Consider the following 26,720-nt stretch of genomic DNA (forward strand, 5'->3'; position numbering starts at 1 on the left):
TGTCGAGGGTCGGTGTCGCCGGTCAGGCGTCGGGGGAGAGGTAGACGGTCTTCTCGGACTGGTAGAACTGCATGAGCGTGGGGCCGGCCTGTTCCTTGAAGGTCTGCGTGCTCGACTGCTTGTAGCCGCCGAACGGCGCGTTCATGGCCATTCCCGTGGTGGGCTGGTTGACCTTCACGAGTCCGGTCCGCGACCCTGCGATGAATCGCTGTGCGGCGGACAGGCTCCGGGTGACGACGGAGGCGCTGAGCCCGAAGGCGGTGTCGTTCGCAAGGGCGAGGGCCTCGTCGAAGGAACCGGCGCGCTGGAAGGCCAGGACCGGGCCGAAGATCTCATCGGTCAGCAGGCGCATCCCCGGTGCGGTGTCCGCGAAGACCGTGGGCCGCACGAAGAATCCGCCACGCAGCGTGTCGTCCTCGCATCGCACGCCGCCGCACACCAGCCGTGCGCCTTCGTCCGTGCCGATGGTGACGTACTCGAGGAACTTGTCGAGCTGACCGCGACTCGCGAGCGGGCCGACATCGACGGCGGCACCCGAACCCGGTCCCACCCGCAGGGCGCGGGTGCGTTCGGCGACCTTCTCGAGCAACTCGTCGTGGATCGCGTCGACGGCGACGACACGGCTGGTGCCGGTGCACGCCTGGCCCGACAGTCCGAAGGCGCCCTTGACGATCAGTGCGGCCGCCGCGTCGAGATCGGCGTCGTCCAGGACGACGACGGGGTTCTTGCCGCCCATCTCCAGCTGTACGCGCCGGTCGGGGCCGACGCTGCGGTGGATGGCGCGTCCGACCTCGGTGGACCCGGTGAAGGTCACCGCGGCGATCCGCTCGTCGCCGGAGACTGCCGCACCGGCCTTGCCGTCGCCCTGTACGAGTGCGATCGCGCCGGCCGGCAGACCACCGGCGAGCAGGGCCTCGACGAGTCGCTGTCCCATCAGCGGGGTGATCTCGGACGGCTTGAACAGCACCGTGTTGCCGGCGGCGAGCGCGGGCCCGAGCTTGCGGGAGGGGATGTTGAGCGGGAAGTTCCACGGCGTGATCGCACCGACGATCCCGATCGGTTCGCGCACGGTGTAGACGGTGGTGGAGCCCGGACCGGGGAAGGTCGCGCCGGTGGCGCGCAGTGCCTCACCTGCGTAGAAGCGCAGGTTCATGGGGGTGCGGCTCACCTCCATCGTGGCCTCGGCTCGGGTCTTGCCCTCTTCGCGGATCAGTTCGTCGACGAGTTCGGCCGAGCGTGCCGCGAGATGGTCGGCGGCTGCCTCGAGGATCGCGGCGCGACGTTCGGGCGGGGTGGCGGCCCATTCGGGTGCGGCCTTGTCGAGGGCGTCGACGGCGTTGCGGACGTCGATGGCGTCGGAGTCCGGGAAGGTGCCGATCAGATCGGTCTCGTCGGCGGGGTTGCGGCGTTCGAAGACCGCGCCGGAGGCGGCCGGTACCCAGTTGCCGTCGATGTGGTTCAGTCCGGTGATCGTCATGCGGGCTCGACCTCCTCGTACATCTCCCACAGATCGGTGTCCTCGTCGGCGAGCAGCGCTGCGTCGACCCTGCGGCCGATGAGTTCGCGGGCCGCCATGATGTCCTCGCCGCGGTCCATCGCGAAGGCGGCGGTCAGAACGTCGCCGGCGAGGTAGAAGACCGAGAACTCTCCACTGTCGGTGTCCCCGCGGACGACGAGTTCGGTTGTTCCGGAGGCTGATCCGGCGAACTGAATGTTGGAGTCGTACTGATCGGACCAGAACCAGTGCGGGTCGTCGGAGAGCGACTGCCGCCCGACGATCGTGTCGGCGACCACCGCCGCCTGGCGGTTCGCGTTGTCGAAGTGTTCGACGCGCACGTGCCGGCCTTCGCGCGGGGAGAACCGCTTCGCGACATCGCCTGCCGCGTAGATGTTCTCGACCGAGGTGCGCCCGGTGGCGTCGACGACGATCCCGCCGTCGACGGCGAGTCCGCTCGCCGCCGCGATGTCGGTGTTGGGGACGATGCCGATGCCGACGACCACGGCGTCGGCCTCGGCGATCCCGCCGGTGGTGGTCTCGATCCGCACACCGCGATCGGAAGTGGTCACCGACGCGACGCCCGTGCCGGTGCGCAGGTCGACACCGTTGCGGCGGTGCAGTTCGGCGCAGTGCCGGCCGACCTGCTCGCCGAGGATGCCTCCGAGAAGGTGTTCGGCCTGTTCGAGGACCGTCACCGTCACCCCGAGAGATTGTGCGGTCGCGGCGATCTCGAGTCCGATGAAGCCGCCGCCGACGATCGCGAGACTCGAACCCGGGGTCAGGCGGGCTGCGAGGGCGGTCGCGTCGTCGAGGGTGCGCAGGTAGTGGACGAGATCGGGCCGGGAACCGGTGGTGGCGAGGGTGCGGGGGCGTCCGCCCGTGGCGAGGACGATCGCGTCGGCGGCGATCTCGCCGCCGTCGAACTCGACGGTGCGGGTCGCGGTGTCGATGCGCTGGACCGACACGCCCGTGCGGATGTCGATGTCGTTGGCGTCGAGCCATTTCCGGGTCAGCAGTGCGAGGGAGTCGATTCCTTCACGACCCGCGAGGAATTCCTTCGACAGGGGCGGACGCTGGTAGGGGGCGTGCTGCTCGTCGCCGAGCAGCACGATGCGTCCGTCGAAGCCGCGGCGGCGCAGGGTGCGTGCGGCGACGGCGGCGACCTGGCCGGCGCCCACTGTGACTACGGTGCGAACGGTCATGCCGTGCACTCCTTTCCGGATGCGGCCGGTGCCGGACGCGGGGTGAGGTCCACGAGGACGGTCTCGTCGCGCACGAGGACGGGATAGACCGGCTGGCAGAGGTCCTGGTCCTCTTCGTATCCGGTCTCGAGATCGAAGCGCCACTGGTGGCCGGGGCAGATGACCCGGCCGTGCAGGAGCGTGCCCTTCACGAGCGAACGGTCCTGGTGGATGCACAGGTCGGCGAAGGCGTAGATGCGGTCGTTCGCATGGAACAGTGCGATCGCGAGGCCGTCGACCTCCACGCGGAGTTTGCGGCGGCGGGTCACCTCTTTCACCGTGGCGACGGCGACCCAGGTCGGGGACTCCGCGGCGGTGTCGGTGCCGGCGGTCCCGCTGCCCATGATTTCGGTGGACATGCTTCTCCTTCGCTCGTGTGCGAGAACGGGAGCGGAAGCCGCGAGCGACTTCCGCTCCCGCGCATCGGATCAGGCGGACGCCAGCTCCAGATCGGGGGCGACGTACGTGTCGTACAGGCCCTTCGTGTACGAGAAACGCATCTCCGCTCCCCAGCGGACGAGCTGCAGGCAGCGCTGCTGCAGCTGCGGGGTGTCCGCGCAGTCCAGGACGATCTGGTAGCCGCGCTCACCGTGCACGACGTCCGAGGTGATGTGCAGGTCGAAGAACTCGATCTCGTCCTCGGTGAAGCCGTACACCTCGCGGAGCGGGACGATCTGCTTCTTGTAGATGCTCGGCACCTGGGATTCGAGGCCCACGACCAGGGCCGCGGTGGCGACGACGAAGTGTTCGCGCTGCGACACCGCGTAGCACCAGGCCTGCAGTCCGCGGGTGACCGCGTTCATGTTGTTCGGATCCTCGACGCGCTCCTTGGTGGTGCCGCACGCCTCGGCGAACTTGATGAGCAGGTCGGTGTGCCGGATGTCGGCCAGCTCCTCCTCGTACATGTTCTGGAGGGTGAAGTCCTTGGCGTCGGTGAAGTGATCGGGGGTGTTGGAGTAGATGTTCGCCAGGTAGTCGGCGAAGGGGCCGACGTAGTGGTAGTGGTTCTCGGCCCACCGGGCGAAGTGGTGCTTCTCGAGCTTGCCCTCGGCCCACGCCTTGCTGAACGATGCGTTCTTCGCCTCGCGTCCCTTGATGGCGTCTTCGAGTGCGGCGCGGAATTCGTCGCGTCCGAGCAGTTCGGTCATGATGATGCCTTTCGATGAGGAGGTCGTGCGGGGGATGCGATCAGGCGTTGATCGCGGAGGTCAGAGCTTCGAATTCGGCGATCATGGCGGCGCCGACCGCCTTGTCCTGCTCGCCGTTGCCGCCGCTGATGCCGACGGCGCCGACGATCTGTCCGTCGTAGACGAGGGGGAAGCCGCCGACGAAGATCGCGAACTTCCCGGGGAGCATGTGGCTGATGCCGAATGCTTCGTTGCCGGGGAGGGCGGGTCCGTTGGGACCCTCGTTGAACAGGTGGGTGGCGCGCTCGTGGCCGGCGGCGGTGAACGCCTTCGCCATGGCGATCTCGACGCCGGTGAGGCGGGCGCCGGGAAGCCGGTGCAGAGCAATGACGTTCGCGCTCTCGTCGCAGACGCAGAGGGTCTGCTTCACGCCGATCTCCTCGGCCTTCGCGCGGCCGGCGGCCAGCAGGGGGAGTGCGTCGTCGAGGGTGATGCGGTGGATTCGATGCATTGGTCTCCACTTTCGAAGTCGGGTCGGAGAGTCGGACGATTCCTGGTCCGCGTCGGGATCCGTGTGCGTCCCGCCGATGCCGCGTCGCTGAAGTGTCGGCGGGTGCCGGAGCGGTGGAGCGGTGTGTCCGGCGTGGCTCATTTCTAACAGGGCCGTGCGCCGATGGGGACGGTCAAGATCACCGTTGTTTTCGGGATTCGGTGTACACAGTGCACATGTGTCTGGGACGCATGACTCTGGTAACTGGTGTAGAAAGTGCACACCGCCACGGTGTCAACGGGTCCACCCCCTCACGGCCCGCCGATGCTCCCGATGGAAGCAGGTCCCCATGGAATCGAGCCCGCGTCTGACAGTCCGAGGACTGCTCGACGAACCGCTCATGGAGGGCGCCCGGGTCGTGGATCGGGAGGCCGATCTCGACCGGGCGCTCACCTGGGTGCTGCCGTTCGGCGAGGTCGTCGGCCGATTCGACGATCTCACCGGTGTCGCCGTGTACATGCGGCCGGAGGCACTGGCCGACAGTGCGCACGCCCTGTCCGCGCTCGCGGCCCGCGACGCGGCGGCACTGGTCGTCGACGGCGCGGTGCCCGCCGGAGTGTCCTGGCCGGCGGGACTGGTGGTGATCGAACTCGACCTGCCCGTCGGATTCGCGGCACTCAACCGGTTGCTCGCGGAGCGGTCGCTGATGCAGGAAGTGCACGTCATGCGCTATTCCGCGCACGTGCACTCGACGCTCGCCGGCCTGCTGCACCGCGGCGCGGGACTGAACCTGCTCGTCAAGGAGGTCTCGGCGCTCGCCCAGCATCCGGCGATCGCGCTCGACGCGCGCGGTCAGGCCGTCGCCTTCCACGGTGTGGATGCCGCTCGGGCGGAAGAGATCTCGGGGATCCTGCACAAGCAGCTGTCGACGGTGACGGCCGCGGATCGTCACGCGCACCACGACACCCGCGTGCTGGAGGAGGTCGTCGGAGGCGCACCCTGGACGTGCACGGCCAGCACCATCCGGCTCGGCAAACGGTTCGAGGGCTGGGTGGTCGTTCTCGCCTCGGGCGCGTCTCCCGGACCGCACGAACTGGCCCAGCACGCGGTCGTCACCGAACAGGCGACGGCGATCATCGGGTCGGAGATGCTGCGGCAACGCAGCGTCGACGAGGCCGAGGAACGGGCCCGCGGCGATTTCGTGCAGGCGCTGGTGCACGGCAGTTTCACCAGCCAGCACGACATGCAGGCCCGCGCCGAGTACCACGACATCGACCTCACCTCGTCGTTCGCGGTCTTCGTCGCGCCCGGTTACGGGGAGAACCCGGCCGGCCCGGGCGGCGACGAATCCGGTGGACTGTTGCGGTTGGCCCGGTACGCCGCCAGCGTCCTGCCCCATCCGTCGGTGCGCTCGTACGTCACGGTGATCGGCGACGTCCTGGTGGTGGTGCGGTCGCTCCGCTACCGCGACCCGCGCGACGTCGAACTCGAGATCGCCGAATACGCCGACGCGGTGTCGCAGGACCTGTCCCGCCGGCGCGTGCGCCCGGTGCCCGTCGCCCACGGCGCTCCGGCCGTCGGCGCGGACCAGATCCGCGAGAGCTACCGGCAGGCCCGTGTGGCACTCGGCATCGGGCAGCGGCTCGGCATGTCGGGTTCGGTGGCGTACCGCGACCTGCGGGGTTACGGCGTGCTCGAGCTGGTCGCCGAGACCGATCGCAGCCGCAGGTTCGTCGGCGACGTGTTCGGGTCGCTCAAGCCCGGCACCGACCTGTACGACACCCTGTCGGCCTATCTCGCGGCCGGCGGGAACGTCAACGCGGCGGCGCGGGAGCTGTCGGTGCACCGCAACACGATGCTGTCGAAGCTGGACCGGATCTCCCGCGCGATGGGGATGGACGTCCGGCTGCCGGAGAACCAGTTCACGGCCTGGCTCGCCGTTCGCCTCGAGCTTCTCGACCGGCTGCGCACCTCGGTCGAGAACGAGATCAACTACCGCTGAGAGCGGTCGACTCGGAGCCGGTCGCGACGTGATCCTCGGGGTCGGCCCCCAGGAACGACGCGGCGAACCCCGCGCACACGACCACGGCGCACACCGCGAAGAGCGGTCCCACCGTCCACGAACCGAGCGCGACGGTCACCCACGCCGCCCCGACGGCCGAGCCGCCGAACCGGATCAGGTTGAACACTCCCAGCCCCGTTCCGCGCTCGCCCGCCGGAGAACGCGTCGAGCCGGCGGCCGCGGGGGTCTGCACGGCGGCGATACCGGCGCCGGTGATCGCGAGGACGGTCGCGACGAGCCACAGGCGCGGTTCGTCCGCCGAGAGGACGACGGCGAGCGCGATCTGACCGACGAGGAGCACCACCAGTCCCGCCCGCAGTATCCGCCGTGCGCCGACGCGGTCGACGGTGCGGCCGACGACCGGTGCGAGGACCGCCATGACCGCGGGCAGCGCGAACAGGATGGCCCCGGCCGTGGCTGTCGACGCGCCCGTCGCGTGCAACCGCAGCGGCACCGCCAGCAGAGCCGCGCCCAGGCAGAACATCTGCGCGAAGGCGGCGGCTGCGCTCCGCGCGAACCTGCTCTCGACCAGCAACCGGACGTCGACGAACGGCACGTCCGCGCGGAGGCAGTGCACGACGAAACCGACCAGTACGACGATCGAGACGGCCAGTGCGATCCCCGCGACGGACGTGGGAACACCCGCTTGTCCGAACATGCTCAGTCCCAGCACGACTCCGGCGGAACCGAGCGTCAGTGCGATCGCACCGGGCACGTCGAGGGTCATCCGGCGTCCGGGGAAGATCGGGATCCAGCGCAGCGTTCCGGCCAGTCCGATCAGTGCAATCGGGATCATCGGGACGAAAACCCATCGCCAACCCCAATGTCCCGCAACGAAACCGCCGAAGGTGGGGCCGATGGCCTGACCGAGTCCGTTCACGGTGGCCCACGCGCTCACCGCGCGTGCGCGTCTGTGCGCGCCGAACAGCCACGCGATCAATCCCATGACCGCGGGAGCGAATGCGGCCGCCGCGACTCCGCCGAGGGCGCGCCAGACCACGAGGATCTCGAGGGTCGGCGCCGTCGCCGCTCCGGCAGCACAGATCGCGGTGCCGAGCAGGGCACCGCAGTAGACGCGACGCCGACCGTATCGGTCACCGATGTACCCTGCAAGGGGCATTGCCGCAGCAAAAGTGAGAAGGAAGCCGACGGCCAGTAGTGCGCCGTCTTCGAGGCTTGCGTCGAAGTCGGAAAGTATCTGTGGCAGTGGGACATTGATGATGTTGTTGCTCAGTGTCCCGACGAGGGTTCCGGCGAGCAGGGCGGACAGGGCCAGGGGAGTGCCCGTATCCGTCTCGGCTGCCGGCGCTGCCGGTGTATCGGTGCGAGTGGTCATCGAACTCTCCGGAACCTCGGGAAACTGCGCGGCACGGTTCGTACCGTCGAACCACTTTCGCACTGCGCTACCGTCGGATGCATCGCCATCGCGGAGTGAAGGTGCACATCGGATCCGGGGGAACCGGTGCAGGGTGCACATTCGACGACGTCGTGAGGGCGGCGCGGGGCGCGCGACACATGTTCGTAGCAATATTTCACATCCGAGCGCCTCGTCGTCACGAAATCGCAAAAGTGGAACACAGTGCACAGCTAGCGTGGCGGGCAATGTGCACCGTTCTCGTTGACCGAGCACGGGCCGTAGCGGAAAGTTCCCCCAATACATCGAGTTCCCATTCACCGTCCACGAACACAGCCCGACTCGTTCCACCCCCCTGTCGAAGGAATCGCCTTGGACGTACAACTCACCGCCGCGCACTGGGTCTACCTGGCCGGCATCCTCGTCATCCTGGCCACCATGGCCCTGCGGAAGAACATCGTCGTTCCTGCAGTCGTCGCAACCTTCCTGACCGCACTGACATTCTCCGGCAGCATCGTCACGGGACTGTCGGCCATCTTCAACGCGAGCCTCGTCGCGGCGAAGGAACTGTTCAACATCTTCCTCATCATCGCGATGGTCACGGCCATGCTCGGCGCGCTGCGCCAGCTCGGCGCCGACCGGATGATGGTCGCGCCGTTCCGGCGGGTCATGCGTGCGGGCACCAGCAGCTTCCTCGTCCTCGCCGCGGTCACCTACGTGATCTCCCTGTTCTTCTGGCCCACCCCGGCCGTGCCCCTCGTCGGCGCGGTGCTCATCCCCGTCGCGATCCGCGCGGGCATGTCCCCGCTGTCGGTGGGCATGGTCATCGCGATCTGCGGTCAGGGCATGGCGCTGTCCTCGGACTACATCATCAAGGTGGCGCCCGGTATCTCCGCATCGGCGGCCGGCGTCGAGGCCGACGCCGTCGCGGACAAGGCCATGGTCCTGTCCCTGATCGTCGGCGGCACGGCCCTGCTGATCACCTACCTCGTGCAGAAGCGGCACTGGCGTGCGCCGTCCCCCGACCTCCTCGTCGAGTGGGAGGCCGAAGCGGACCGCGGCATCGGCGACACCCGTGGCGACGACTCCTCGGGCGGCGGCTCCCGTCCTCCGCGTCGGCCGGAACCCGCCGGTGGCCCCACCGGCGGTGGCGGAGAGCATGCGGCGACGGCCACGGCGGTGCTCGTGGCGCCGTCCGACCCGGTCGCCGACCCCGACGCCGAGGCGGAGAAGGAGCGCCGCGGTACCGCGAAGGCGTTCGCGATGCTCGTGCCGCTCGCCTACCTCGCGTTCATCGTCTACCTGATGCTGGGCAAGTTCACCGAGGTCGTGCCGCCGCTGCAGGGTGGTGACGCCGCCGCGATCGTGGGTGGGATCGCAGCGCTGATCCTCTTCGCTGCCGCAGCGTCGACCGACCGCGGAGGTTTCCTCGAGACCACCTCGGATCACCTCGTCGACGGTCTGGTCTTCGCCTTCAAGGCCATGGGCTGCGTCCTCCCGATCGCCGGCTTCTTCTTCATCGGCAATCCGGAGTTCGCGGGACCGATCCTCGGCATCTCCGCCGACGCCGCAGGCCCGGCGATCCTGTTCGACCTCGTGACCACCGTGCAGGCCAACCTTCCGCAGAACGCCTTCGTCACGTCCTTCGGCATCCTGCTCATCGGCCTCGTCGCCGGACTCGACGGATCCGGATTCAGCGGACTGCCCCTCACCGGTGCGCTGTCGGGTGCTCTCGGCCCGGCCGTCGACGTCGACCCCTCGACGCTCGCGGCGATCGGTCAGATGGGCAACATCTGGGCCGGTGGTGGCGTCATCATCGCGTGGTCCTCGCTGGTCGCGGTGGCCGGTTTCGCCCGGGTGCCCGTGCTCGATCTCGCCCGCAAGTGCTTCCTGCCGGTGATGGCGGGACTGATCCTCTCGACCGTCTTCGCAGTCCTGGTGTTCTGACGAGGGCGCGTGTTCCGACGGAAGCGACCGGGTCCCTGCTTCAGGGGCCCGGTCGTTCCGGCAGGGTCAGGATCCGGTAGCCGAGTTCGTGGAGACGGCGATGCTCGGTCCAGCGTTCCCGGGTCCACGCCGGCTCGGTGTGCGCGGCGATGACGGCCGCGGTGGTGGAGGCGTGCAGGTCGAACTCGAGGTCGCGGCGCAGTTCGGGCAGCTCGCGCGCGTCCGTCGACGCGGCGATCCTCGTGACGGCGTCGCGGACGCGCCCGTCGGCGAAGACGAGGACGCGGCGGTGGGCCCGGGGGAGCACACCCCACAGCACCGCGAGCGCGACGAGGACGCCGACGACGGTCTCGAGGAACCGATCGCGCGCGACCGTCACCAGATCGCCGGGGGCGCCCAAACCACCGAGGACGACGACGAGCGGGGTGATGAAGACCATCGCCAGGCCGTAGTTCCGCACCAGGAACATCTCGGTGCCGGCCATCACCGCGGCCAGCACCGCGACGAGGACGACCCCACCGGGATGGAAGGGCGTCAGAGAGGCCACCAGGACGAGTCCGAGCACGGTGCCGAGGAAGCGGTGCGCCGCCCGGTAGGAGCCGAGGATCCGGTCCGGTCCCTGATGCAGGATCATCGCGGCCGTGATGACCGCCCAGTCGGGGCGTCCGACGCCCAGCGCGATGGCGATCGTCCCGGCGACAGGTCCCGCGACGAGCAGGCGCACGGCGATCGTCGCCGACCGGCTGCGCAGGTGCGCGGCGCGCGCGAGGCGGTACCGCACGGAGGGACGTCGCAGCGGGGTCCGCAGTCGCAGATCGTCCTCGGGAACCGCCTCGTCCCGCGGCCGCTCGTCCAGTGTCTCCGCGCATCGGAGGTGGGCCGCGCGCAGCGTCTGCTCCAGCGGATGCCCCGAGTCGACGAGTCCGGCGTCGTGCAGGCACTGCCAGGCGGCGTGCAGGTCGTGGACCGCGGCGCGGCGATTGCCGGGTGAGTTCTCCTCGAGGACCGCGTCGACGGCGGCGACCGCAGCGGCCACCGCCGTGCGTTCCGGAGTTCGCGGCCGGAACGGGGCGCCGGACAGGGAGACCACGACGGCCGTCCCCGCGCCGATCGCCGTCCAGGCCGAGACCGTCGGGACGGACACTCCCAGCGCGGGGAGAGCGGACGCGATCTCGAGGGACAACAACATCAGGAAGGCGCCGGGCGCACCCATCCGCAGCGCGTCGACGACGAAGGCGCACACCGCGACGGTCGCGGTCATGGCCGCGATGACCAGCAGGTACCACCACGCCGACCCACCCTCGGCCAGCTCGTGGTGGACCACCGACCCTGCGAGGGCACCGATCGTCGCCAGTGTCACGAGCACCGTCCCGATGACGGCGACCGCTCGGGCACGGACGCGATAGGGGCGTTGCTCGCCGTAGACGACGGCGAAGGCGCCGAGTGTGGCGATGGCGGAGACGGCGCCGAATCCGAGGGCGACGCCCACGAGACCGGGTACCGCGACGGTGGCGGCTGCGCGTGCGGCGCCGGGCCACCGGCGTCCCTGCCGCGGAACCGACAGCATCGCGGTCCGCAACGGGGCGGGCGTGGGCAGCGGCAGGTCGACGACCCGATGATCTCCGCTCGCTTCCGCCACGTCGTATCACCTTAGGAACCGGCGGGCCGGCGTTTCCCGTCGGCAGGCGCGCATGAGGCGCAGGTCACTGGGTCGGTCCGTCGAATTTCCCGACGGAATATTCGACGGGTAATTCGTCGGCGTTCGAATTGCGAACGCATCGAATTCGCCGGTGGAAAATGCGTCGACTCGCATATTTCTCGTAAATGGGATAGAAGAGGGGAGCGCCTGTTTCGAAGTCGGGAGAAATTCACCCGGCCCCGTGAAAGGACATTCCATGACACTCAATGTTGTGCTGTTGTTACTGGTACTGGCTGCGGCCTTCGCGTCCGTCGCCGCTCTCCATTCGGCGGACGAGCGCCGCACCCGCCATCCCTGAGTGAATTCGTGACGACGCGGATCCGTCCGCTCACGGAGATATCCGCGTTGCACTGTCCGATCGAGGGGGAGGTCGTGTGCGTTTTCGTCGGGAGAATCGCACACAACCTCCCCCTCGTTCGTCGTGCCCGGGGATGGCGCGAACGGTGGTCCCGGAAGGTCGGGACGGCCGTCCCTTCCACCCGGGACACCGGGCACCGGATCGTTTCTTCCACGACGCGCAGGGCGTCGCACCGATCCGAAGGGACTCTCATGAACACTCTCGGCACCGAGACCGAACCCCTCGCGCCGATCGCCCCCGACCGTCGTGGCCCCGGTTCGCTCTGGGCGTGGACGGGGGCGGTCGCCGGACTCGCCGGCGTCGTGGGCATCCAGGCGAGCATGGCGATGAGCGCGGCGTACAACGAGCGCACCGCCGGCAACGCGGTGGCGATCATGACCGAGTTCGCCGGGCAGCGCACGGCCATGCTCGTCATGCATCTGACGCTGATGGTGTCGACGACGCTGCTGCTCGTCTTCGCTGCCGGACTGCAGCGTCGGCTGCGCGCGGGCACTCCGGAGTTCAGCCTCGTGCCGACGGTCGCGGCATTCGGTCTCGTGCTCACCTCGGTTGCGACCCTCATGGGTACCGGGCTCGACACCGAGTTGCTGTTCGGCCTCGGCAACACCGACCAGATGGTGCCCGAGGTGGCGGTCTTCGCCTCGCACTGGATGGGCACCATCCCGTGGCTGTGGGTCGGTGCCGGCGTCAGCGGCGTCGCGGTCGCGGTGGCGGCCCTGCGTCACCGCGCGGCGCCCCGGTGGATCGGTTGGGCGAGCATCGTTCTCGGCGGCCTGACGCTGCTCCTCGGCATCTCCCCGCTGCAGTACATGGCGGGTTTCACCGGCCCGGTGTGGGTGTTGGTGGCCGGAGTCGGATTCGCCCTCGCGGACCGGCGTGCACGTTAGTGCCACTGCGAGCGGCCCAGCGGCGTATACCGGCCGCATCGAGGACACAGTGGTGCATACTCACCGCACCATGAAGGACACAGTCGCGGCGAACGGATCGGCGGGTACCGGGGCACCGGTACCCGCCGCCGTCGTGGCCGTCGCCTCCTGGCTGCTCGCCGTCGCGGCCGTCGTCGTGTTCGTCGCGGCCCGGCCCGCGCTCGATTCCGACCAGCTGTTCCTCCTCGTCGACGTCGTCGGAGCCGCCGTCTACGGGACGGTCGCCGGGGTGATCCTCGCCCGCCGGGTCCACGCCGTGCCGATCCTGCTGGCCGTCGCGTCGATCGGCGTCGGTGTGGCAGCGGTGTCCTACAGCTGGACCCAGCTCGCCCTCGTCCGCCCCGAACTGCCCGTCGGATTCCTCGGTCCGCTGCAGAACACCACCTGGATCCCCGGGACGCTCGCGTTGTTCCTGGTGGTGCCGTGGCTCGTCCGCGACCGCCCGGCCGATCCCGTGGTGCGGGCCGGGATCGGCATCGGCGTCCTGACGATCGCCTGGTTCTTCTGGGCGCGCACCTTCACCGATATCGCCGACATCTGGTTCGTCGGACCCGTTGTGGCCGTGGGCTTCCTGACCGCGGGGCACGTCGAGTGGCGTCGCCGCCACGCTCCGGCCGGCGAACGATCCGGGACGGGATGGCTCGCGCTCGGCAGTGCCCTGATGACGGCCTCGTACATCCCGATGGCAGTCCCGGACGTGCCGTGGATGCTCACACCGCTGCTCCACCTTGCGACGCAGGCCTTCTATCCGGTCGCGATCCTCGCCGTCGTGCTGCGCCAACGACTCTGGGGTATCGACCTCGCCGTCGGTCGTGCCGCGCTCGCCGGCAGTCTCACCGCCGTGCTCGTCACCTGCTATCTCGCGGTGACGGTCGCGGTGTCGCTGGTGCTCCCGAACGAGTCGGTCTTCGCCCAGGCGGTCGCCGCCACCGCCGTCGCCCTGGCCGTGCAACCGGTGCGGATGTGGCTCGGCCGGAAGGTGCACCGCCTCGTCTACGGTGACGGCGTCGACCCGGCACGCGCCGTCCGGATCCTCGGGCGGCACTTCGCCGGTGCCGATTCCCCCGACCTGCTGCTGGGCGAACTCGCCGCCGGCATCGGTACCGCACTGCGCCTCGAATCGGTCGAGGTGCGCCGCGGCAGCGACGTGATCGCACGCTGGGGGACCGCGACCGGACCCGTCGAGGAGGTGCCGGTCGGTTCCGGTGACGCCACACTCGCCGTCACCGCACCCCCGGGCGAATCGCTCGGGACACGCAGCCGGCGGGCGCTCACCGAACTCGCGACCGTCGTCGACGCCGGTCTCGTCGTCCTGCGGTCTGCGGAGGACCTCGAAGACGCACGTCGCCGCCTCACCGAGGTGAGACTCGAGGAACGCCGCACCATCCGCCGTGAACTGCACGACGGTCTCGGCCCGTCGCTCGCCGGGGTGCGGCTCGGCCTGCAGGGCGCACGCAATCTCGTCGCCACCGACCCGGAAGCCGCGGCCGGACTCGTCGACGAACTGCTCCGCGAACTCGACCGGCAGGTCGACGGTGTCCGCGAACTGTCGCGCAGTCTGCTGCCCCCGGTCCTCGACGAACTCGGCCTCACCGCCGCACTCGACGAACTCGTGATCACCCACGCCCGCGCGGGATTCCGCGTCGACCTGCAGTCCGACCTCCCCGCCGGGATGTCCGGGCCGATCGCGTGGGCCGCCTACGGCATCGCCTCCGAGGCGATCATCAACGCACGACGGCACTCCGGCGCCGACGAATGCACGGTGCGGGTCGCGGCGGAGGGCGACCTGCTGGTCCTCGACATCGTCGACGACGGACGAGGGCTCGCGACCGACGCGCGTGTCGGTGTGGGGACGCAGAGCATGCGGGAACGGGCCCGGGAGGTCGGCGGAACGGTGGGCATCGAACCCGGCGACCCGCGCGGTGTCGTGGTGCGGGCACGGCTACCCTGGTCCGAATCATGAGCGACAACGGAGCGATACGCGTTGCGGTCGTCGACGACCATCCCGTCTTCCGCCTCGGTATGGCGGCCCTGCTGGGCACCCTCGGCGGGATCGACGTCGTGTGCCAGGCGAGTTCGGTGGGGGAGGCGCTCGAGGTCGTGACCACCGACGTCGACGTCGTGCTCATGGACATCGAACTCGGCGACGGATCGGGGATCGACGCGACCCGCAGCATCCTCCGGAAGTCGCCGGGCACCCGGATCCTGATGGTCACCATGCACGAGGACGAGGACATCCTCGTCGCATCGATCCGTGCCGGTGCGTCGGGTTATCTCGTCAAGGGGGCCGATCCGTCAGGGGTCGAACGGGCGATCCGGGCCGTGGCCGACGGCGAGATGATCGTCGGTGCGGCGGTCGCGGCGAAAGCCCTTGCGGCGGTCGCGACCTCCCGCAACACCTCGGCGGCCTTCCCGGACCTGACCGAACGGGAGCGGGAGATCCTCGATCTCGTGGCCCGCGGACTGGACAACACCGCGATCTCCCGTCGGCTCGTGCTCAGCCAGAAGACGGTGCGCAACCACGTGTCGAACATCCTCGGCAAGATCGGTGCCGCCGACCGGGCGAGCGCGATCGTGCGTGCGCGAGAAGCAGGCCTGGGCGTCGACTGACCTGCTGCTCAGGGAGTGACGGTCGTGACGAAGGACATCCGGTCGCCGCGGTAGAGCGACCGGCGGTGCTCGATCGGCACGTCGTTCTCGTCGTAGGAGATCCGCTCGAGCAGCAGCATAGGGGTGCGCGTGTCGGCGTCGAGCAGCGCCGCCTCGCGCGCATCCGGCAGCGTGGTCTCGATCCGCTCGACCGCCCGCGCGAAGGTGATCCCGTACGAACGGATCGCGGCGTACAGCGACGACGACGGATCCAGCGTCCGGCGCAGCTCCGGAAAGCGGTGTGCGGGAAGGCGCGTGCGTTCGAGCCCGACATGCACGCCGTCGGTGAGCAGGACACGTTCGAGTTCGAGGACGGGATCGCCGGGTTCGAGACCGAGACGGCAGGCCAACTCGTCGTCGGCGACGAGATCGGTCCACGCGACGAGCACACGCCCGGCGCTGCGCCCTTCGAGCAGGGCGGCCTCGGTGTAGGAACCGATGACGAGAGGCTGGACGACCTTCGGTCCGGCGACGACGGTGCTGCGGCCCCGCCGTTCGATGCGACCGTCGACGAGCAGTTCCCGAAGTGCCTGACGGACGGTTTCGCGGGCGACGTCGAATCGTGTGGCGAGATCGCGTTCGGAAGGGACCTGATCTCCCACGCTGAGCTGGTCGAGGAGGCACTCCACCTGGCGGCGCACGATCTGGTGCTTGAGGGTGCGCGCTTCGCGAACGACGGTGGCCACACATCCAGCGTAACCGAATTCCGGTCTACACCAACTGTTTCACCGGGAGTTCGACGAACCGGCCCTAACCCTGCGGTCCCGCGAGCTGTGGGAGGACCTCGGCGCCCGCGTTCCCGACGTCGGTTTCCGCGCGAACGGTTCGCTGACGCTGCCGCGCACCGCCGCCGAGATCGCCGTCGCGGAGGAAGCGGTCGCACGCGACGACGCGCAACGACGGGGATTCGCCCTGCTCGATGCGGACGAGACGCGCCGCCGTAACCCCGCGCTACGCGGTAACTTCCTCGCGGCACTGCACTGCAGCACGGACGCTGCCGTCGAATCCCGCATCGCGCTCCCGGCGATCCGGCAACATCTCGCCATCTCGGGCCGCTACCGGTTCCTGCTGTCCACAGAGGCCCGGGACGTCTCCCGCACGGCCCGCGGGACCGTGCAGTGCGCGACGACCACGGCACCGTGCACGAGACCGACCTCGTTCTCGTCTGTCCCGGCGCGACACTCGGTGGCCTCGCCCGCGACCTGCCATTGCGCAGGGTCCGGCTGCAGATGATGCAGACCGCACCGCTCGGCGAAGACCTCACCACGTCGATCGCCGACGGCGACAGCCTGCGCTACTACCCGGGATTCGCCGGTACCGCCCTCGACGAGCTCACCGCCTCCGAGGAGCAACGACCCGTCGCCGCGCAGCATCGCATGCAGTTGCTGTGCGTCCAGCGTCTGCACGTCGGCCTCACCATCGGCGACACCCACGCCTACGACGAACCGTTCGACTTCGACGTCGACGAAGAACCCTACGACCACCTCGTCGCAGTGACCGAGGAGTTCCTCGGCCGCCGACTGCCGCGCGTCGTCCGGCGCTGGGCCGGTGTGTACAGCCAGTGCATCGACCCCACGCGCTCGTGCACCGCGCGAAGGCCGACGAAGACGTATGGGTCGTCGCCGGCCCGGGTGGCCGCGGTATGACCCTCGGCCTCTATCTCGGCGAGGAGACCGCCGACCTGCTCGGCCTCTGACATCCCGGAACCGGACGCCCCGATTCGTCGACCAGGGCGACGTCGCCGCCGCCCCCGGCACGGGCACCGGCAAGGCGATCACGCAGCTGCGTGAGGCCGGCGTGAAAGTCGTACTCACCACAGGATTCAGCCGATCCACCCAGGTCAGGCTGCTCGATGTACTCGGATGGCACGACCTCGCCGACCTCGCTCTCACACCCGCCGACGCCGGTCGCGGATGCCCCTACCCCGACATGATCCTCACCGCCCTGCTGCGCACGGGTACCGACGACGTCCGTGACGTGGTCGTTGTCGGTGACACAGCAGGAGACATTCTGTCGTCCCGGCGCGCTCACCGAACAAGGCTTCCCGAAACCCTCACGCTCGGACACGAAGGGGTAGGGGGCGTCGCTGCCGGTCCGCACGCCTCTGCGGCGGTGGGGGAGCGGATCGTGTGGAGCGTGACGTGCGCGTGCCACGACTGCGACCGGTGCCGATCCGGGCGCACGGCCAAGTGCCGGTCGGTGACGAAGGTCGGCCACGAACCGTTCACCGGCCCGTGGCCACTGTCGGGTACCTACTCCGAGTACATCGTGCTACCCGCGGGCGTGACGACCGTGCCCGTCCCGGCCGCGGTGCCCGACGTCGTCGCAGCTCCGGCCTCGTGTGCGACCGCGACGGCTGTCGCGGTGGTTGAGACGGCCGGCGATCTCGACGGCCGCAGGGTCGTGGTGTGCGGTGCCGGGATGCTCGGCGTCACGGCGGTCGCCATGTGTGCCGAAGCCGGCGCCGACGTCATGATCATGGACACCGACCCGCAGCACGCGGCACGCGCCGACCGGTTCGGCGCGGTTCTCGACGACGGTGGTCCTGCCGATATCGCTCTCGACTTCTCGGGTTCGGCGGATGCGATCGCGTCGCTGGTGTCCGCCTCGATGTGGGCGGGCGCCTCGTGCTCGCGGGCTCGTCGGCACCCCCGTCCCCCTCGATGCGCTGCGGGAAGTCCTGTATGCGGCGCCGCGCCTGCGGGCGGCGGTGGTCCCGTAAGGGGTTTGCGGACGTTCGGTTCGGTCACGGACACCGATCGCTTCGGTCCTTACCGCCGAGGGCCGTCCGCTTCTACCGTGGGGGAGGTTGGGCACGGCGGCCCTCTGCAGGGCCGTGGGTGCCGTCGCTCCGCAAGCACGGGAAGGAACCTGCGCACTGTGACCACCGAGGCATTCATCTATGAAGCCATCCGAACACCACGCGGCCGAGGCAAGAAGACGGGCTCTTTGCACTCCGTCAAGCCGATCTCCCTGGTTACGGGCCTGATCGACGAGCTGCGTGTTCGATTCCCCGATCTCGACGAGAACCGTATCTCCGACCTGATCCTCGGTGTCGTCAGCCCCGTCGGCGATCAGGGTGCCGACATCGCCCGCACCGCGGTCACCATCGCGAACCTGCCGGTCACCACCGGCGGCGTCCAGATCAACCGCTTCTGCGCGTCGGGCCTCGAGGCCGTCAACATGGCTGCGCAGAAGGTCCGCTCGGGCTGGGACGAGCTCGTCCTCGCCGGTGGCGTCGAGTCGATGTCCCGCGTGCCCATGGGCTCCGACGGTGGCGCGTGGATGCTCGATCCCGCCACCAACTACGACAGCTACCTGGTTCCCCAGGGCATCTCCGCCGACCTCATCGCGACCATCGAGGGCTTCACCCGCGAGGACGTCGACGCCTACGCACTGCGTTCGCAGCAGCTCGCGGCGGCAGCCTGGTCCGGCGGCTACTTCTCCAAGTCGGTCGTCCCGGTCAAGGACCAGAACGGCCTGACCATCCTCGACCAGGACGAGCACATGCGTCCGGACACGACCCTCGAGGGTCTGGCCAAGCTGCAGCCGTCGTTCGCGACCATCGGTGAGATGGGCGGCTTCGACGCCGTGGCGCAGCAGAGGTACCACTTCGTCGAGAAGATCAACCACGTCCACCACGGCGGCAACAGCTCGGGCATCGTCGACGGCGCGGCACTCGTGCTCGTCGGTTCCGAGCAGGCCGGCAAGGACCTCGGCCTGACCCCGCGTGCCCGCGTCGTCGCCACGGCCACCTCCGGTGCCGACTCGACGATCATGCTCACCGGCCCCACGCCGGCCGCGCACAAGGTTCTCGCCGCGGCGGGCCTGACGGTCGACGACATCGACCTGTTCGAGATCAACGAGGCCTTCGCCTCGGTCGTCCTGAAGTTCCAGAAGGATCTGAACATCCCGGACGAGAAGCTCAACGTCAACGGCGGCGCCATCGCGATGGGCCACCCGCTCGGCGCCACCGGCGCCATGATCACCGGCACCATGATCGACGAGCTCGAGCGCCGCGGAGCCAAGCGCGCCCTCGTCACCCTGTGCATCGGTGGCGGCATGGGTGTGGCCACCATCATCGAGCGCGTCTGACACCGGAAGGAATTCGAACAACAGTGAGCGACAACATGATTTCCTGGGAGAAGGACGCCGACGGCATCGTCGTGCTGACCCTTGACGACCCCAACCAGGGCGCCAACACGATGAACGAGCTGTACAAGGCGTCGATGAAGGCCACCGTCGACCGCCTGTACGAGGAGCAGGACTCCATCACCGGTGTGGTGATCACCTCCGCGAAGAAGACCTTCTTCGCCGGCGGTGACCTGCGCAACATCATCGCGATCGGCCCCGACGACGCGCAGGCCGCGTTCGACGAGGTCCAGGGCATCAAGGCCGACCTGCGTCGCCTCGAGACCCTCGGTAAGCCCGTCGTCGCCGCCATCAACGGCGCGGCCCTCGGTGGCGGTCTCGAGATCGCCCTCGCGACGCACCACCGCATCGCCGCCGACGTCAAGGGTGTCCAGATCGGCCTGCCCGAGGCGAGCCTCGGCCTGCTCCCCGGTGGCGGTGGCATCACCCGCACCGTGCGCCTCCTCGGCATCCAGACCGCTCTGCTCTCGGTACTGTTGCAGGGCAACAAGTACAACGCTGTCAAGGCCAAGGAGATCGGCCTGGTCCACGAGGTCGTGGGCAGCGTCGAGGAGCTCGTCCCGGCCGCCAAGGAATGGATCAAGGCCAATCCCGAGGGTGGCGTCCAGCCGTGGGATGTCAAGGGCTACAAGATCCCCGGTGGCACCCCGTCCAGCCCGGCCTTCGCCGCGAACCTCCCGGCCTTCCCCGCGAACCTGCGCAAGCAGATCAAGGGCGCCCCGATGCCGGCTCCGCGCGCCATCATGGCCGCCGCCGTCGAGGGCTCCCAGGTCGACTTCGACAACGCCTCGACCATCGAGTCGCGGTACTTCGTCGAGCTCGCCACCGGCCAGGTCGCGAAGAACATGATCCAGGCGTTCTTCTTCGACATGCAGTCCATCAACTCGGGCGCTTCGCGTCCGAAGGACGTGCCGAAGCGTGAGATCAAGAAGGTCGGCGTTCTCGGCGCCGGCATGATGGGCGCCGGTATCGCATACGTCTCCGCCCGCGCCGGTTTCGAGGTCGTCCTCAAGGACGTCACCCTCGAGGCCGCCGAGCGTGGCAAGAACTACTCGGAGAAGATCGAGGCCAAGGCACTCTCGCGTGGCAAGACCACCGAGGAGAAGTCGAAGGCTCTCCTCGACCGCATCACGCCGACCGCCGACGCGGCCGACTTCGCCGGTGTCGACTTCGTCATCGAGGCCGTCTTCGAGAACACCGAGCTCAAGCACAAGGTCTTCCAGGAGATCGAGGACATCGTCGATCCCGACGCGCTGCTCGGCTCGAACACCTCGACGCTGCCGATCACCGGTCTCGCGACCGGCGTCAAGCGTCCCGAGGACTTCATCGGTATCCACTTCTTCTCGCCGGTCGACAAGATGCCGCTGGTCGAGATCATCAAGGGTGAGAAGACCTCCGACGAGGCCCTGGCCCGCGTGTTCGACTACACGCTCGCGATCCGCAAGACCCCGATCGTCGTCAACGACAGCCGCGGCTTCTTCACCTCGCGCGTGATCGGCACGTTCGTCAACGAGGCCATCGCCATGCTCGGCGAGGGCATCGAGCCCGCGACCATCGAGCAGGCCGGTTCGCAGGCGGGCTACCCGGCTCCGCCGCTGCAGCTGACCGACGAGCTGAACATGAAGCTCATGCAGAAGATCGCGAAGGAGACCGAGGAGGCTGCCAAGCAGGGCGACACCAAGCTCGGCACCACGCGGCATCCCGCGCTCGACGTCGTCGACTGGATGATCGAGCAGGGCCGTCCGGGCCGCCTCGAGAAGGCCGGTTTCTACGAGTACGACGAGAACGGCAAGCGCCTGGGCATCTGGCAGGGCGTGCGCGATCACTACAAGACCGAGGCGACGCTCGACGTGCCGCTGCAGGATCTGATCGACCGCATGCTCTTCGCCGAGGCGATCGAGACCCAGAAGTGCTTCGACGAGGGTGTTCTCGAGACCACCGCCGACGCCAACATCGGCTCGATCCTCGGCATCGGCTTCCCGGCCTGGACCGGTGGTGTCGCTCAGTACATCGTCGGCTACCCGGGTGGCAAGGAAGGCTTCGTCAAGCGCGCCGAGGAGCTCGCGGCCAAGTACGGCGAGCGCTTCACCCCGCCGGCATCGCTGCGTAGCTGACACCCACGGTTCGACGAAGGGCTCCCGACGCATCCTGCGTCGGGAGCCCTTCCCGTTCGGCTGGTGAGAGCAGCTCGTCCTCTAGGCGACCCACCAGGGGCGCAGAGGAACTGCGGGAGCCTTGTCCTTGGCGAGCTTGACGCCGAGCACCTGGTGCAACTGCACGACATTGCGTTCGAAACCGAGACGGGAGCCGGCCATGTACAGCCCCCACAACCGGGCGGTGCCCTCACCGACTTCGGCGACGCAGGCATCCCAGTGCTTCTCGAGGTATTCGCACCAGCCCTTCAACGTCAGGGCGTAGTGCTCCCGGAGGTTCTCCTCGTGCACGACTTCGAAACCGACGTCCTGGGCTTCGGTGATGATCCGGCCGGAACCGGTGAGCTCCCCGTCGGGGAAGACATACCGGTCGATGAAGCCCCCGGCCTTGACCCGGCCTCGGTTCGTCGGACGGGTGATGCAGTGGTTGAGCAGCAGACCACCGTCGCGGAGCTTGTCGTGCAGGAAGCCGAAATAGGCGGGATAGTTGGCGACACCGATGTGTTCGGTCAATCCGATCGACGAGATCGCGTCGAACCCCCCTTCGGGCACGTCGCGATAGTCCGAATGCCGGATCTCGGCCAGATCGCTCAGGCCTTCCTCGACGATGGCCTTCTGCGCCCATTCCGCCTGCTCTCGTGAGAGCGTCACGCCGAGCGCCTTCACGCCGCGCCGTGCGGCATAGCGCACCATCCCGCCCCAGCCGCAGCCGATGTCGAGCAGCCGATCGCCCGGCCGCAGCCGCAACTTCTCGAACACCAGGCGGTACTTGTTCTCCTGGGCGTCTTCGAGGCTCTGGCTCTCGGAGTCGAAGACCGCACAGGTGTACGTCATCGACGGTCCGAGCACGTACTCGTAGAACTCGTTCGACACGTCGTAGTGGTGGTGGATGACCTCGGCGTCGCGCGCCTTCGAGTGCCTCAGACCTTCGGCGATCCGGCGCCAGCGCGGCAGATGCTCCTGCGGCGGCGGCGCGATCGGCTTGAGGAGTTCGGTCCCGAGCGACCGTGCGATGTGGGCGAGTACGCGGGCCGGTGGGCGTTCGAAGTGGAGGTCGCGGAGCGCCGCGAGGAGCGCGTACGGGTTGCCCGGGTGTACTCCGTCGGTCTGCAGGTCGCCCGAGATGTACGCCCGCGCCATGCCGAGATCGCCGGGAGCCGTCGCGATGTACGTCGCCCCCTTCGGGGTGGCGAGATGCAGTCCGTAAGGGGAAGTCTCGGGACCGGCGGACGAACCGTCGTATGCGGTGAACCTCAACGGCATCTCGCCACCGGTGACGATCTCGACGATCTGTGCGAGCGTGAGCTTTTCCTCGGCGGACCGGGTCCGCTCGGTCTTCAACAGGGTCATTTGCGTTGCACCGCCTTCGAGAAGAGGTCCAGTAGACGGGACCGCGGGTCGTATTTCTTCTTCAGCTCGGGGTACGTGCCCCCGCCGTAGTACAACTTCTCGAATTCGTCCCGGGAATAGAACGAATCCGAGTAGAGCGACTTGTGTCCGTCGAGTTCGGCGACCTTCTGCTCGATCAGCCGGTTGGCTGCGCCATCCTCGGCGCCGGGCACGACGGGAACCGACGACCAGAACCCGACGTTGACGTAGGTGCGTTTGGGTTCGAGCGGATACAGCGGCCACGGCCGCTCGGCATCCCACGACGCGGCGTGCCGTCCGTCCGATGACGATCCTGTGTCGCGCAACTTCAAGGGGCACAACCAGATCGGCTCGATCGGAATCTCCTCGAGAAACCACTCGACGAATTCCTGCGTCCGTTCGAGCGGCACCTCGATGTCCTGCACGACCCGCTCGCGGGGCGGATTGCCCTTGCGTGCCTCGAGGCGATCGGCCACCGAGTACTTGTGGTCGAGGGCGATGAGTTTCCAGTAGAAGCTGCTGCGCAGCAGCCGTTTCGGCCATATACGGCGGATCCGGGGATTCTGTGCGCCGAACGCCCGGGAGCACCAGAACCAATCGGTGTCCCAGCGCCAGAGATAGTCGCGGATCGTGAGCCGGTCGTGCTTGGGATGATTGACCGAGACGTGCTGGATCGACCGGTAGTAGATGTCCTGCCCGGTGTAATCGCTGACGGGGCCCGGCTCGTCGGTCTGCGTGCCGAGCGTCAGGTAGCTCTCGGTCGCGGAGAAGACGACACCATCGAGGTAGTCGACCGGCGTGCCGTCCCAGGTCCGCTCGTCGACGATCCGCGCGAGAGTGGACTGCAGATCGGCGATCGTGTCGAATCGCAGGTGACGCAGTGCGACGAAACGCTTCACCGGTTCGAGTTCGATGCGCAGGCGCGTGGCGTATCCGAGCGAACCGTACGAGTTGGGGAAGCCGTGGAACAGGTCGGCGTGCTCACCCTCGGGGCGGGCCGTGACGATCTCGCCGGACCCGGTGAGGATGTCCATCTCGAGCACCGACTCGTGGGGGAGACCGTTGCGGAAGGACGTCGACTCGATGCCGAGCCCGGTGACGGCGCCGCCGAGCGTGATGGTCTTCAGTTGCGGGACGACCAACGGTGCCAGGCCGTAGGGCAGCGTCGCGTCGACGAGGTCCTCGTAGGTGCACATGCCGGCGACGTCGGCGGTGCGGGCCTGCGGGTCGACGGAGATGACACCGCCGAGGCCGGAGACGTCGAGCCCCGGCGCGTTCACCGCGGCGCGTGCTCGAAAGAGGTTCGACGTCTTCTTCGCGAGTCGCACGGGCGCGTCGGCCGGAATCGCGCTGTACGAGCGCAGCAGGCGGTCGACACCCTGACGGTGTACCGCCTCCCCGTACGGGACCTTCACACCTGACGATCTCGGCATCTGCATTCGACTCCTTCGGAGCGGCGCATCAGTGGGCACGTCCACAATAGACCCGGCGGTCGCATCCGTCCCGGAACGCGCAGGGCAGGATGGATGCTGTCGTCACAGGCACATTCGAGCCCGCATCAGCACGGAAGAAGCAGAAGGAGTCGTTCATGGCACAGGTCAGCGCAAGTAGTTCGATCCAGTTGGCGGCAGCTCCCGAGGCGGTGCTCACCGCCCTGGCCGACTACGAGACCGTGCGTCCGCGCATCCTCACCGAGCACTACCGCGACTACCGCGTGATCTCCGGCGGCCGCGGTGACGGCACCGTCGTGCACTGGATCCTCCAGGCCACGGAGAAGCGTCAGCGCGACGTGCAGGCCACCGTGTCGGTGAAGGGCAGTACCGTCACGGAGACGGACGCGAACTCGACGCTCGTGACGACCTACAGCGTCGTGCCGAACGGGACGGGTTCGACGGTCGTCGTGCTCACTCAGTGGAAGGGTGCCGGAGGCGTCAAGGGCTTCTTCGAGAAGACGTTCGCGCCGCTCGGCCTGAAGAAGATCCAGCAGCAGGTGCTCGAGAACCTGAAGAAGGAAGTCGACTGAGCCCGGTTCCGTCGACCTCGGCGTCTGTGCCGACCCCGATGCGCGGCGACTAGGCTGGCATCACAAACGTGCAGAAAGGACGTGCCGTGCAACCCGGTGGTGGAATGCCCGACATGCAGCAACTCCTCGCTCAGGCCCAGCAGATGCAGCAGCAGCTCGCCGCTGCGCAGAACGAGATGGCGCAGGCGGAGGTCACCGGCCAGGCCGGCGGTGGCCTCGTGACGGCGACGGTGAAGGGCACGGGCGAGGTCGTGTCCGTGAAGATCGATCCGAAGGTCGTCGACCCCGAGGACGTCGAGACCCTGCAGGATCTCGTGGTCGGTGCGATCGCCGACGCCTCGGCGAAGGCCCAGGAGATCGCGGCCGAGAAACTCGGTCCGCTCGCGGGTGGGCTCGGCGGCGGAATCCCCGGCCTGCCCGGTTTCTAGAGGTCGGCGTTGTACGAAGGACCGGTACAGGACCTCATCGACGAGCTGGGCAAGCTTCCGGGCGTCGGTCCGAAGAGTGCCCAGCGCATCGCGTTCCACCTGCTCTCGGTCGAGCCGCCCGAGATCGACCGCCTGCAGGCGGCGCTGCAGCGGATCCGCGACGGCGTGCAGTTCTGCGAGGTCTGCGGAACGGTCTCCGACCAGCAGCGTTGCCGGATCTGCTCCGATCCTCGCCGCGACCGCACGGTGATCTGCGTGGTCGAGGAACCGAAGGACGTGCAGGCGATCGAACGCACCCGTGAGTTCCGGGGGCGCTATCACGTCCTCGGCGGTGCGCTCGACCCGCTCAACGGCGTCGGTCCCGACCAGCTGCACATCCGCGAACTGCTCACCCGGATCGGCAACCAGGAGGACGGCGTCGACGTCTCCGAGGTGATCATCGCGACCGACCCCAACACGGAGGGCGAGGCGACGGCCACCTATCTGGTGCGCATGCTGCGCGACTTCCCGGGGTTGAGCGTCACCCGCCTCGCGTCGGGTCTGCCGATGGGTGGCGACCTCGAGTTCGCCGACGAACTGACGCTCGGACGAGCGTTGTCGGGGAGGCGGGCGATGTGACCGTGCGCAGCACGGAGGCATCGCATCGGGGTGGGCCCGAGAAGCGTCGCCGGACTTCCGACGAGACCCGGAAGCTGATCATCGACGCTGCCGGGAAGGCGTTCGCGACGCGCCCCTACCGCGACATCACGCTCAAGGACATCGCGGAGGAAGCGGGGGTCAGCGCACCGCTGATCATCAAGTACTTCGGCTCGAAGGAGCAGTTGTACGAGGAGCTCGTCGACTTCCAGTACGGCGCGCAGGTGCTGTTCGACGGGCCGCTCGAGAGCCTGGGGGAGCGGATGGTCGCGATGCTCGCCCGCCCGCTCGAGCCGTACAAGCCGTTGTCGATGAACATCCTGTTCATGAGCGGGGGCAGCGAGGAGAGCAACCGCATGCTCCGCGACAACTACTCCGCGCAGATGGTCGACGCGCTCGCCGCGCGGCTGCCGGGGCCGGATGCCCGGCTCCGGGCCGAGCTCGCGATGTCGGCGGTGATGGGGTTGGCGATCATGCGTCGTCGCATGATGCAGGAGCGCGCGACCGGCACGGTCGAGGAAGTCGTGGCCGTGTACGCGCCGCTGGTCCAGCGGTTGCTCGACGGAAACGGTTCTTAGCGGCACGAATGACCTTGGTCACTCCTCTTGA

Annotated in this window: 21 protein-coding genes and 2 pseudogenes; 13 read left to right on the top strand and 10 right to left on the bottom strand. The window is 68.6% G+C overall.

Annotation, left to right across the window (positions count from 1 at the left end; all coding sequences use genetic code 11):
* Window positions 1-22 precede the first annotated feature (22 nt).
* The 5 genes from AC0LPE_RS01575 to AC0LPE_RS01595 all read right to left on the bottom strand — a co-directional run bounded on the left by AC0LPE_RS01575 (window position 23) and on the right by AC0LPE_RS01595 (window position 4,377).
* Window positions 23-1,477 (bottom strand): aldehyde dehydrogenase family protein, encoded by a 1,455-nt coding sequence (locus AC0LPE_RS01575; protein ID WP_088899625.1) that lies wholly within the window; start codon window positions 1,475-1,477, stop codon window positions 23-25.
* Complete coding sequence (locus AC0LPE_RS01580) at window positions 1,474-2,700, bottom strand: NAD(P)/FAD-dependent oxidoreductase (RefSeq protein ID WP_490605491.1); 1,227 nt, start codon at window positions 2,698-2,700, stop codon at window positions 1,474-1,476. Before AC0LPE_RS01580 ends, AC0LPE_RS01575 begins: the two co-directional genes overlap by 4 nt.
* Window positions 2,697-3,098 carry a Rieske (2Fe-2S) protein gene (locus AC0LPE_RS01585; protein ID WP_024102767.1) on the bottom strand — a complete coding sequence of 134 codons (402 nt, stop codon included), beginning with the start codon at window positions 3,096-3,098 and terminating at the stop codon, window positions 2,697-2,699. The genes AC0LPE_RS01580 and AC0LPE_RS01585 overlap by 4 nt, the downstream gene beginning before the upstream one ends.
* A gap of 69 nt (window positions 3,099-3,167) precedes the next feature.
* Entirely contained in the window at window positions 3,168-3,887 is a 720-nt protein-coding gene (locus AC0LPE_RS01590) for an iron-containing redox enzyme family protein (RefSeq protein ID WP_006552489.1), read from the bottom strand.
* 40 nt (window positions 3,888-3,927) lie between these two features.
* Window positions 3,928-4,377: a GlcG/HbpS family heme-binding protein gene (locus tag AC0LPE_RS01595; RefSeq protein ID WP_006552488.1), complete on the bottom strand. Its 450-nt coding sequence runs from the start codon at window positions 4,375-4,377 to the stop codon at window positions 3,928-3,930.
* A gap of 328 nt (window positions 4,378-4,705) precedes the next feature.
* On the opposite strand from AC0LPE_RS01595, the gene AC0LPE_RS01600 reads away from it, so the two are divergent.
* Window positions 4,706-6,358 (top strand): PucR family transcriptional regulator, encoded by a 1,653-nt coding sequence (locus tag AC0LPE_RS01600; protein ID WP_229566846.1) that lies wholly within the window; start codon window positions 4,706-4,708, stop codon window positions 6,356-6,358.
* Here the strand turns inward: AC0LPE_RS01600 and AC0LPE_RS01605 are convergent.
* Window positions 6,345-7,817: an MFS transporter gene (locus AC0LPE_RS01605; RefSeq protein WP_423661124.1), complete on the bottom strand. Its 1,473-nt coding sequence runs from the start codon at window positions 7,815-7,817 to the stop codon at window positions 6,345-6,347. The two genes, AC0LPE_RS01600 and AC0LPE_RS01605, sit on opposite strands and share 14 nt — an antisense overlap.
* A gap of 327 nt (window positions 7,818-8,144) precedes the next feature.
* On the opposite strand from AC0LPE_RS01605, the gene AC0LPE_RS01610 reads away from it, so the two are divergent.
* A complete protein-coding gene (locus AC0LPE_RS01610; RefSeq protein ID WP_016691028.1) occupies window positions 8,145-9,719 on the top strand; it encodes a TRAP transporter large permease in 1,575 nt (524 codons plus the stop codon).
* A 40-nt stretch (window positions 9,720-9,759) separates the two neighbouring features.
* On the opposite strand, the gene AC0LPE_RS01615 is transcribed toward AC0LPE_RS01610, so the two are convergent.
* Entirely contained in the window at window positions 9,760-11,358 is a 1,599-nt protein-coding gene (locus AC0LPE_RS01615; RefSeq protein WP_145690992.1) for an FUSC family protein, read from the bottom strand.
* Window positions 11,359-11,967: 609 nt separating this feature from the next.
* Here AC0LPE_RS01615 and AC0LPE_RS01620 point away from each other — a divergent pair.
* The 3 genes from AC0LPE_RS01620 to AC0LPE_RS01630 all read left to right on the top strand — a co-directional run bounded on the left by AC0LPE_RS01620 (window position 11,968) and on the right by AC0LPE_RS01630 (window position 15,312).
* Entirely contained in the window at window positions 11,968-12,663 is a 696-nt protein-coding gene (locus tag AC0LPE_RS01620) for a hypothetical protein (protein WP_172414999.1), read from the top strand.
* 70 nt (window positions 12,664-12,733) lie between these two features.
* Window positions 12,734-14,665, top strand: coding sequence for a sensor histidine kinase (locus AC0LPE_RS01625; protein ID WP_490605492.1), 1,932 nt, complete (start codon window positions 12,734-12,736; stop codon window positions 14,663-14,665).
* The gene (locus AC0LPE_RS01630) at window positions 14,662-15,312 is read left to right on the top strand and encodes a response regulator (RefSeq protein ID WP_088898837.1); all 651 of its coding nucleotides are present in this window, start codon (window positions 14,662-14,664) and stop codon (window positions 15,310-15,312) included. The genes AC0LPE_RS01625 and AC0LPE_RS01630 overlap by 4 nt, the downstream gene beginning before the upstream one ends.
* An 8-nt stretch (window positions 15,313-15,320) precedes the next feature.
* Here AC0LPE_RS01630 and AC0LPE_RS01635 read toward each other — a convergent pair whose 3' ends face one another.
* Window positions 15,321-16,037 carry a GntR family transcriptional regulator gene (locus tag AC0LPE_RS01635; protein ID WP_490605493.1) on the bottom strand — a complete coding sequence of 239 codons (717 nt, stop codon included), beginning with the start codon at window positions 16,035-16,037 and terminating at the stop codon, window positions 15,321-15,323.
* Between the two features lie 16 nt (window positions 16,038-16,053).
* Here AC0LPE_RS01635 and AC0LPE_RS01640 point away from each other — a divergent pair.
* The 4 genes and pseudogenes from AC0LPE_RS01640 to AC0LPE_RS01655 form a co-directional block, all read left to right on the top strand.
* Window positions 16,054-17,047: pseudogene (locus AC0LPE_RS01640) on the top strand (FAD-dependent oxidoreductase); the annotation flags it as partial.
* Window positions 16,963-17,595: pseudogene (locus AC0LPE_RS01645) on the top strand (HAD family hydrolase); the annotation flags it as partial. The pseudogenes AC0LPE_RS01640 and AC0LPE_RS01645, both read left to right, overlap by 85 nt.
* Window positions 17,596-18,231: 636 nt before the next feature.
* Window positions 18,232-19,446 carry an acetyl-CoA C-acetyltransferase gene (locus AC0LPE_RS01650; RefSeq protein WP_490606298.1) on the top strand — a complete coding sequence of 405 codons (1,215 nt, stop codon included), beginning with the start codon at window positions 18,232-18,234 and terminating at the stop codon, window positions 19,444-19,446.
* A 23-nt stretch (window positions 19,447-19,469) separates the two neighbouring features.
* Window positions 19,470-21,617 carry a 3-hydroxyacyl-CoA dehydrogenase NAD-binding domain-containing protein gene (locus AC0LPE_RS01655; RefSeq protein ID WP_490605494.1) on the top strand — a complete coding sequence of 716 codons (2,148 nt, stop codon included), beginning with the start codon at window positions 19,470-19,472 and terminating at the stop codon, window positions 21,615-21,617.
* 81 nt (window positions 21,618-21,698) lie between these two features.
* On the opposite strand, the gene AC0LPE_RS01660 is transcribed toward AC0LPE_RS01655, so the two are convergent.
* Together AC0LPE_RS01660 and AC0LPE_RS01665 are read right to left on the bottom strand one after the other, a co-directional pair.
* A complete protein-coding gene (locus AC0LPE_RS01660; RefSeq protein ID WP_490605495.1) occupies window positions 21,699-23,006 on the bottom strand; it encodes a class I SAM-dependent methyltransferase in 1,308 nt (435 codons plus the stop codon).
* Window positions 23,003-24,463, bottom strand: a complete 1,461-nt coding sequence (locus tag AC0LPE_RS01665; RefSeq protein ID WP_490605496.1) for an FAD-binding oxidoreductase — start codon at window positions 24,461-24,463, stop codon at window positions 23,003-23,005. Before AC0LPE_RS01665 ends, AC0LPE_RS01660 begins: the two co-directional genes overlap by 4 nt.
* A 149-nt stretch (window positions 24,464-24,612) precedes the next feature.
* Here AC0LPE_RS01665 and AC0LPE_RS01670 point away from each other — a divergent pair, with 149 nt between their 5' ends.
* The 4 genes from AC0LPE_RS01670 (at window position 24,613) to AC0LPE_RS01685 (ending at window position 26,689) form a co-directional block, all read left to right on the top strand.
* The gene (locus AC0LPE_RS01670) at window positions 24,613-25,047 is read left to right on the top strand and encodes an SRPBCC family protein (protein ID WP_026061346.1); all 435 of its coding nucleotides are present in this window, start codon (window positions 24,613-24,615) and stop codon (window positions 25,045-25,047) included.
* 104 nt (window positions 25,048-25,151) lie between these two features.
* Complete coding sequence (locus tag AC0LPE_RS01675) at window positions 25,152-25,475, top strand: YbaB/EbfC family nucleoid-associated protein (RefSeq protein ID WP_016693176.1); 324 nt, start codon at window positions 25,152-25,154, stop codon at window positions 25,473-25,475.
* A gap of 9 nt (window positions 25,476-25,484) precedes the next feature.
* On the top strand, window positions 25,485-26,093 hold the full coding sequence (recR, locus tag AC0LPE_RS01680) for a recombination mediator RecR (RefSeq protein ID WP_016693177.1): 609 nt from the start codon (window positions 25,485-25,487) through the stop codon (window positions 26,091-26,093).
* Window positions 26,090-26,689, top strand: a complete 600-nt coding sequence (locus tag AC0LPE_RS01685) for a TetR/AcrR family transcriptional regulator (RefSeq protein WP_301847921.1) — start codon at window positions 26,090-26,092, stop codon at window positions 26,687-26,689. Before recR ends, AC0LPE_RS01685 begins: the two co-directional genes overlap by 4 nt.
* The last annotated feature ends 31 nt before the right edge of the window (window positions 26,690-26,720 follow it).

It is taken from the genome of Rhodococcus sp. S3, from assembly GCF_058211795.1.